We start from the raw sequence: 6,920 nt of genomic DNA on the forward strand, positions 1-6,920 counted from the left end.
TTGCGGTTGTGAAGCTCTGGGTCGGACTCGGTAATCCGGGCGCATCAATGAGCCGCAACCGGCACAATATCGGCTTCATGGCGGTCGATGCGATCGCTGCGCGCCATGGGTTCGGCCCGTGGCGCAAGCGCTTCCGTGGGGAAACGGCGGAAGGCATGGTCGGGCGGCAGAAGGTTCTTCTGCTCAAGCCGCTGACCTACATGAACCTGTCTGGTGACAGCGTGCAGCAGGCAGCGCGTTTCTATAAAATCCCACAGGATGAGATTACCGTCTTTCACGATGAGCTGGACCTGGCCTTCGGAAAGATGCGGGTCAAACGGGGCGGGGGAGCGGCCGGGCATAATGGCCTGCGCTCCATGGACAAGGCCCTGCCCGGCCCTGATTACTGGCGTGTGCGGCTGGGGATCGGCCATCCGGGCAGCCGGGAAAAGGTGCATGGCCATGTACTGGGGGATTTCTCTAGCACGGAACGGTCTGAGCTGGAGCTGTGGCTGGATGACATGGCCGATGCCACGCCACTTCTGGCGCAGGGTGAGCATGAGGCCTTCATGACGAAAACAGCCTTGCGGCGGAACTGAAAACAGAGAATCTAACAGGCCTGCGGTGGCGAGAGATGAGCCAGACCGGCAGGGCACAGAAAGGGGAGAGAGCGAATGGGGTTCAACTGCGGGATCGTCGGCCTCCCCAATGTCGGCAAATCCACCCTGTTCAATGCGTTGACACAGACAGCGTCGGCACAGTCTGCCAATTATCCGTTCTGCACCATCGAGCCGAACACGGGGCGGGTGGCCGTGCCGGATGAACGGCTGGAGGTTCTGGCCAAGGCTGGCAATTCCCAGCGCATCGTGCCGACAAGCCTCGAGTTTGTGGATATTGCCGGGCTGGTCCGTGGGGCTTCCAAGGGGGAAGGGCTGGGCAACCAGTTTCTCGCCAACATCCGTGAGGTGGATGCCATCATTCACGTCCTGCGCTGCTTTGATGATGATGACATCACCCATGTCGAGGGCGGTGTGGATCCCGTGCGGGATGCGGACATCATCGAGACGGAACTGATGCTGGCCGATCTGGACAGTCTGGAGCGCCGCAAGGTCGGGCTGGAAAAGCGTGCCCGTGGCAATGACCGTGAGGCCAAGGAACAGCTGGAACTCATGGAGCCGCTGCTGGCCGCCCTGCGTGAGGGCAAACCGGCCCGTACGGCCGTTCCTGAGGGGAAAGAAGTAGAGGCTGCCCGCCTCCAGCTGATGACGACCAAGCCCGTCCTTTATGTCTGCAACGTGGAAGAATCGGCGGCTTCGACCGGCAATGCCTATTCCGAGCAGGTGCGGAAGAGGGCCGAGGCGGAAGGTGCCGGGGCTGTCATTGTCTCTGCGGCCATCGAGGCGGAGGTCAGCCAGCTTGAGGCTGAGGAACGGACCGAGTTTCTGGATGGCCTCGGCCTGAAGGACAGCGGTCTGGACCGTGTAATTGCTGCTGGTTATCGCCTTCTGGGCCTTCAGACTTACTTCACGGTAGGGCCGAAGGAGACCCGGGCCTGGACGATCACGGCAGGTACGAAGGCCCCGCAGGCGGCAGCCGTCATTCATAATGACTTTGAGCGTGGCTTCATCGCCTGCGAAACCATCGCCTATGATGATTACGTCACCTACAAGGGCGAGGCGGGTGCCCGTGAGGCCGGCAAGCTGCGTGTCGAGGGCAAGAATTACGTCGTGCAGGATGGTGATGTCCTGCTGTTCCGCTTCAACGTGTAAGACAGCCTCATGAAGGGGCCTCGTCCCGAAAGGCTCCCGGCGACTCCGCTGGGGGCTGCTGCATCCCGTTTCGGGGATGGCCGCCGGATGCGCATCGGCCTGCTGGGAGGGTCGTTCAATCCGGCGCATGAGGGGCACATCCAGCTGGCCCGCAAGGCTCTGGCAAGTCTGAAGCTGGATCAGGTCTGGCTGATGGTGTCTCCGGGGAATCCCCTCAAGCCCCGCAAGGGAATGGCGCCGTTCTCCCGGCGGCTGGCAACGGCACAGGCTCTGGCAGATGGACGGCGCATCATCGCCACGGACATAGAGCAGAAGCTGGGGCAGCGTTACACGGTCCGGACCGTGGCCATGCTCCGGCAGCGTTTCCCACAGTGCCGTTTTGTCTGGCTCATGGGGTCAGACGGGCTGGCCCAGTTTTCCCGCTGGCGGTCATGGCGGCGGCTGGCGCAGATGGTGCCGATTGCTGTCCTGCCTCGTCCCGGAAGCATCATACCGGCCCTCAAGGGGCGGGCCAGTTCCGTCCTGCGGCATCATCGTCGTGATGGAAGGGCGGCGTCTCTTCTGCTAGAAAAAGGAAGTGGGCCGGGCTGGACATTCCTTTCGGCACCTCAGAATGACATATCTTCGACCGCTTTGCGTCAAAAGGGGCTGTTCTGCCCGTCTGTCGATCAGGAGTGAGAACCATCATCAACGCGACTGAAACCCCCGCTTCCGCCCCTCATAGTGATGAGGAAGGGCTGGCCCGTCTTCTGTCTGTCATTACGGACAGTCTGGATGAAGACAAAGCCGAGAACATTGTCGTGCTGGACCTGACAGGTCGTGCCGGATTCGCTGAGCGCATGGTCATTGCTTCCGGTCTTTCCGAGCGTCAGATTTCTGCCATGGCCCAGCATCTGGAACGTCGCCTGAAGGAAGAAAATCTTGCCCGCCCGCAGATTGAAGGGGACCAGGGCAGTGACTGGGTTCTGATGGATGCAGGAGATGTGGTTGTCCATCTCTTCATGCCGGAAAGCCGTGAGCTTTATGCGCTGGAACGCATGTGGGGTGGTGACTTTGATGCGGCTGCGGAAGAAATTGCCGTTGAATGAGGTGGTGGCTGGCGAGAGGGTTTTCTGATGAAGCTCATCGCCGTAGGAAAGCTGAAGGCCGGCCCGGAACGGGAGCTGCTCGACCGGTACTGCGCCCGGTTGCGCCCGAAGCTGGAGATTGTGGAAGTGGCCCAGGGCCGGGGTGCTCCTGCCGAACTGAAACGGCGGGAGGCCGATTCCCTTCTGGCTGCCTGTCCTGACAATGCGTTTCTTGTGGCGATGGATGAAGGGGGTCGTCTGCTGGATAGCCCGGCCTTTTCGTCCCGATTGCAGACGTGGCAGGAGAGTGGCCGCCCTGTCTGTTTCATGATTGGGGGAGCCGAAGGGTTTGATGCCGCCATTCTTCAGCGGGCGGATGCTGTTTTTTCGCTGGGGAAGCTGACATGGCCACACATGCTGGTGCGGGTCATGCTGGCGGAGCAGCTCTTCCGGGCACAGTCCATCCAGACAGGTCATCCATACCACAAAGCCGGACGTCCCTGAGGGAACGGTCCGGCTTTGTGGGATTACGGTCGTGAGGTCCAGTTCTTACTGGAGAGACCGGCTGGGAGCCTCGTCTCCGAAGAAGCTGGCATCAGCCGGAACGGAGGCTGTTTCCATGTCACTGGCCGTTCCTTTGGCAATGACATTGCGGTACCGTGTGGAAACAGGGGCAGAACCGTCCTGACGGTTGTAGATGAAGCCATGCGTCGGATAGATGCTGCCGAGACGTTCCCCATTGCCCGGGAGAGCCACACGGACAGCTGTCCAGTCATTCTCAGGAGACACGTCCACCACTTTCGTGTTGTGGCTGATGCCGTTGGAGGCCCAGTGTGCCTGGTCGATCATGATGGTCCGGCTGTCGATCTGCCGACGGACAACGGCAACATGCCCAAGTGGCATACGGCGTGTGGGACGGAAGCTGAGGACAGCACCGGGCTCGGGCTGCTGGCCACGGGCGTACATGCCTTCAGCATTGCGCCACCAGTCCCGTGCATTGCCACGGATGTGGAAGTCCGTGCTCTGGTGCACATAGGCAACGCACTGGATGACATGGGCATGACCATAGTGGCGGTAATGCCTGTGCAGGAAGTGGCTGCTTCTGATCAAACGGCTTGAATGGCGGACATGGTGCCTCGCTTCGGCCTTGGGAGCGCAGAATGCTGCCGCAGATAATACCAGACATGATAAAAATAACCGTTTCCCGGCACGGCGCATGATACATCTTCCCGTTCTGTTTGACCGAAGTGGACCTCATTCTTTCAGTAGTTCCGGGAAACTATCAGAAGAAGCCTGTGAATGACAAGACAAATAATGGCATGAAATGGGCAGAGAAACCTGAATAAGATTTAACATTAGGAAATATATACCAATTAGAAATATGTTTCAGGCTGATCATACTCATTTGGCAAGGCAAAGCCCGCAAGAGGCATGGCCCTCCGGAAAGGTAAAGGAGAAATGGCTCCAGAAACTGTATTTAGATCCGAATCTTCTATTCGTCTACTCTGCTTTTCTTGCCGCAGTATTTTATTTCATGGGTGTGGAGTGTGGGGAAGTGGTGGTTTCTTGTCGGGTAGGGGTATGACGTTGTAGATCATTTCTTGTTTGATGCCCGGAAATGGAAGCCCGTCATGAAATTAACCTTGCGGAAAGTGACCGTGACACCGATTCGTCAGAACTGCACGATTCTGTCGGACCAGATGGGGCGGGCGATTGTTGTCGACCCTGGCGGAGAAAGTGTGCGGCTGGCCCGGGAAGCCGAGGGGCTGCATGTCGAGGCCATCCTGCTGACACATGGTCATCTTGATCATGCCGGAGGTGCTGCCGACCTCAAGAAACTGCTGACGGACCGGCAGGGGGGTGACGTGCCTGTCATCGGGCCGTTGCGGGAGGACCTGTTTCTGCTGTCGAGAATCGAGCAGCAGGCGGCTGCTTTCGGGCTGGATGGCATGAAAAGCGTCACACCGGACCGTTTTTCCAGCGACGGGGATATACTGTCCTTTCTTGGGCATGACATTGAGGTTGCTCATGTTCCCGGTCATACGCCCGGTCATGTCGTGTTCATCCTGCGGCAGGCAGGGCTGGTGATTGCCGGTGATACGCTGTTCCGTGGTACGGTGGGGCGGACAGACTTCCCCTATGGCAATGAAAGACAGCTGCTGGAGGGGATCCGCAGCAGACTGTTCACTCTTCCGGCCGATACCATCGTCCTGCCGGGTCATGGCCTGCCGACCACGATAGGGGAAGAGCGGCAGCATAATCCGGCATTTCAGCACTGATCGGCATGGTGGTGCAGATAAGGAGAGGGATGATGAAAAGAGTTTATCAGTGGGGTCTTTTGGCAGGTGGACTCGTCCTGGCGGGTCTGGCTGCTGCTGGTGGCATGGTTCGGGCTGAAGAAACGGTTACGGAGGCACAGCCACCATTACCCGAAGTTGCCTTGACCATTACCGATCAGACCGGGCGCAGCCATGCCTTCAGGGTGGAAGTGGCCAGCACGCCACGCCAGCAGGAAGTGGGTGAGATGTTCCGCAAGGAGATAAAGCCGGATCATGGCATGCTGTTTGTCTGGCCTGCCCCGCAGGAATCCGCCATGTGGATGCGCAACACCTTCATCTCGCTGGACATGATCTTCATTGATGATCAGAACCGCATTCACGCCATTGAGGAACATACAACACCCCTGAGTGAGGGAATCATCAGCAGTCATGGGCCTGTCCGGGCTGTTCTGGAGCTTCCTGCCGGAACGGCGGAAAGGCTGGGGCTGGTGGTGGGGAACCGCATCGTGTCCGATGCTCTGCCTGGTGGGGCACACTGAATGTGTCCCGCACGGTTTTCATAACAGGGGTTGCTGGGTTCATCGGGTCTCATGTGGCCCGTGTCCTGCTGGCTCGTGGATGGCGTGTCATCGGGCTTGATAGTGAGCAGTCCACTCCGGCCATGGCGCCTTTGCGGCTTGCTGCACTGCATGGGCAGTCTGGCTTTCATTATGTCAGGGCCAATGTGCGTGATCAGGCTGCCCTGGCAGGTCTGTTCGCACAGTATCCTGACATTGATACGGTTCTGCATCTCGCTGCCCGGGCGGGGGTCAGGCAGTCCCGGCTCAAGCCCCATGCCTATATAGAGGACAACATTGCTGGTCAGGTCAGTCTGTTGGAAGCCTGTCGGACCCTGTCCCGGTTGCGGCAGATTCTCTATGCCTCGTCCTCCGCCGTGTATGGGCCTTCGGCGGCCCTTCCTTTCTCCGAATCCGTTCCTGTTGGGGCGCAGGCATCTTTTTATGCCACGACCAAAAGGATGAACGAGCTTACGGCGCAGACCTACAGTCATCTTTACGGGTTTGCCCAGACCGGTCTGCGTTTCTTTACGGTATATGGCCCGATGGGGCGCCCGGACATGGCCTGTTATGGTTTTGCCAGAGCGATTCAGGCGGGGCATCCTTTGACCCTCTGGGATGCCGAAGGGCTGGCAAGGGATTTCACGTATATTGATGATGTCGTAGAGGCGATTCTGCATCTGATGGATGCGCCGCCGCGTGCAGGAGAAAGCCGACTCTTCAACGTGGGATATGGGCAGCCCCGTCTTGTGAGGGATCTGATCCGGTGTCTTGAAACATCTCTGGAACGACAGGCCATTATCCAGAAAGCTCCCAGACCTGCGGAGGATATACTGGAGACATGGGCTGATACGACCGCTCTGAAGGCAGTGATTCCATGGGAACCGCAGGTGTCTCTGGAGGAAGGAATCAGCCGGTTTGTGGCGTGGCTCTGCGGAAATTCAGGGTATTTTAACTTTTTTTGAAGTTTTTTTGATTTTTTTGGTGTGATGGGGTTGTGCGGTGAGGGGGATCTGCGTATAAGCCCATTCACCGGCGGCGCTGGAGCGGGAGTTTCGGGGCGGCTGGGGTGGTCATTGACAAGAGAATATGGGTTATAAAGTAGAGACTGGAAGGGATATGTTGGCGGCGTTTTCGTTGGCGAAGGCTGATGGAAGACGGAAGCTGATGTATCTGACTTTAAGTTTGATGCGTTGAATTAAGCTGGATGTTTTATTCTGTTGGTCTGGATTGAACCTGAGAGTTTGATCCTGGCTCAGAGCGAACGCT

9 protein-coding genes are annotated in these 6,920 nt (G+C 58.3%); 8 read left to right on the forward strand and 1 reads right to left on the reverse strand.

Going from position 1 to position 6,920, the window contains the following annotated elements; all coding sequences use genetic code 11:
• Positions 1 to 8: 8 nt before the first annotated feature.
• From pth to GM608_RS08840, 5 genes are all read left to right on the forward strand, one after another.
• On the forward strand, positions 9 to 578 hold the full coding sequence (gene pth / locus GM608_RS08820) for an aminoacyl-tRNA hydrolase (RefSeq protein ID WP_043559272.1): 570 nt from the start codon (positions 9 to 11) through the stop codon (positions 576 to 578).
• Positions 579 to 653: 75 nt separating this feature from the next.
• A complete protein-coding gene (gene ychF / locus GM608_RS08825) occupies positions 654 to 1,748 on the forward strand; it encodes a redox-regulated ATPase YchF (protein WP_043559276.1) in 1,095 nt (364 codons plus the stop codon).
• 87 nt (positions 1,749 to 1,835) lie between these two features.
• Positions 1,836 to 2,426, forward strand: coding sequence for a nicotinate-nucleotide adenylyltransferase (locus tag GM608_RS08830; RefSeq protein ID WP_043559278.1), 591 nt, complete (start codon positions 1,836 to 1,838; stop codon positions 2,424 to 2,426).
• A 5-nt stretch (positions 2,427 to 2,431) separates the two neighbouring features.
• Positions 2,432 to 2,836, forward strand: coding sequence for a ribosome silencing factor (gene rsfS, locus GM608_RS08835; RefSeq protein WP_373364561.1), 405 nt, complete (start codon positions 2,432 to 2,434; stop codon positions 2,834 to 2,836).
• 27 nt (positions 2,837 to 2,863) lie between these two features.
• Complete coding sequence (locus GM608_RS08840; RefSeq protein WP_192848650.1) at positions 2,864 to 3,319, forward strand: 23S rRNA (pseudouridine(1915)-N(3))-methyltransferase RlmH; 456 nt, start codon at positions 2,864 to 2,866, stop codon at positions 3,317 to 3,319.
• Positions 3,320 to 3,364: 45 nt separating this feature from the next.
• Here GM608_RS08840 and GM608_RS08845 read toward each other — a convergent pair whose 3' ends face one another.
• Positions 3,365 to 3,925 carry a CHAP domain-containing protein gene (locus tag GM608_RS08845; protein WP_227449743.1) on the reverse strand — a complete coding sequence of 187 codons (561 nt, stop codon included), beginning with the start codon at positions 3,923 to 3,925 and terminating at the stop codon, positions 3,365 to 3,367.
• A gap of 521 nt (positions 3,926 to 4,446) precedes the next feature.
• On the opposite strand from GM608_RS08845, the gene GM608_RS08850 reads away from it, so the two are divergent.
• From GM608_RS08850 to GM608_RS08860, 3 genes are read left to right on the forward strand one after another with little or no spacing between them, the layout of a single operon-like run.
• The gene (locus GM608_RS08850) at positions 4,447 to 5,094 is read left to right on the forward strand and encodes an MBL fold metallo-hydrolase (RefSeq protein WP_154980863.1); all 648 of its coding nucleotides are present in this window, start codon (positions 4,447 to 4,449) and stop codon (positions 5,092 to 5,094) included.
• Positions 5,095 to 5,123: 29 nt separating this feature from the next.
• Positions 5,124 to 5,633 carry a DUF192 domain-containing protein gene (locus GM608_RS08855; RefSeq protein ID WP_052348988.1) on the forward strand — a complete coding sequence of 170 codons (510 nt, stop codon included), beginning with the start codon at positions 5,124 to 5,126 and terminating at the stop codon, positions 5,631 to 5,633.
• Positions 5,634 to 5,635: 2 nt separating this feature from the next.
• Complete coding sequence (locus GM608_RS08860) at positions 5,636 to 6,616, forward strand: NAD-dependent epimerase/dehydratase family protein (RefSeq protein WP_333645394.1); 981 nt, start codon at positions 5,636 to 5,638, stop codon at positions 6,614 to 6,616.
• The last annotated feature ends 304 nt before the right edge of the window (positions 6,617 to 6,920 follow it).

Origin of the sequence: Bombella sp. ESL0380 (genome assembly GCF_009725805.1) — a bacterium.
GTDB classification, from domain to species: Bacteria; Pseudomonadota; Alphaproteobacteria; order Acetobacterales; family Acetobacteraceae; genus Bombella; species Bombella apis.

Coding starts and splice junctions, on each gene's coding strand:
- GM608_RS08840 (WP_192848650.1), top strand. CDS start 2,864: ATGAAGCTCATCGCCGTAGGAAAGCTGAAGGCCGGCCCGGAACGGGAG.
- GM608_RS08850 (WP_154980863.1), top strand. CDS start 4,447: ATGAAATTAACCTTGCGGAAAGTGACCGTGACACCGATTCGTCAGAAC.
- GM608_RS08855 (WP_052348988.1), top strand. CDS start 5,124: ATGATGAAAAGAGTTTATCAGTGGGGTCTTTTGGCAGGTGGACTCGTC.
- ychF (WP_043559276.1), top strand. CDS start 654: ATGGGGTTCAACTGCGGGATCGTCGGCCTCCCCAATGTCGGCAAATCC.
- GM608_RS08830 (WP_043559278.1), top strand. CDS start 1,836: ATGCGCATCGGCCTGCTGGGAGGGTCGTTCAATCCGGCGCATGAGGGG.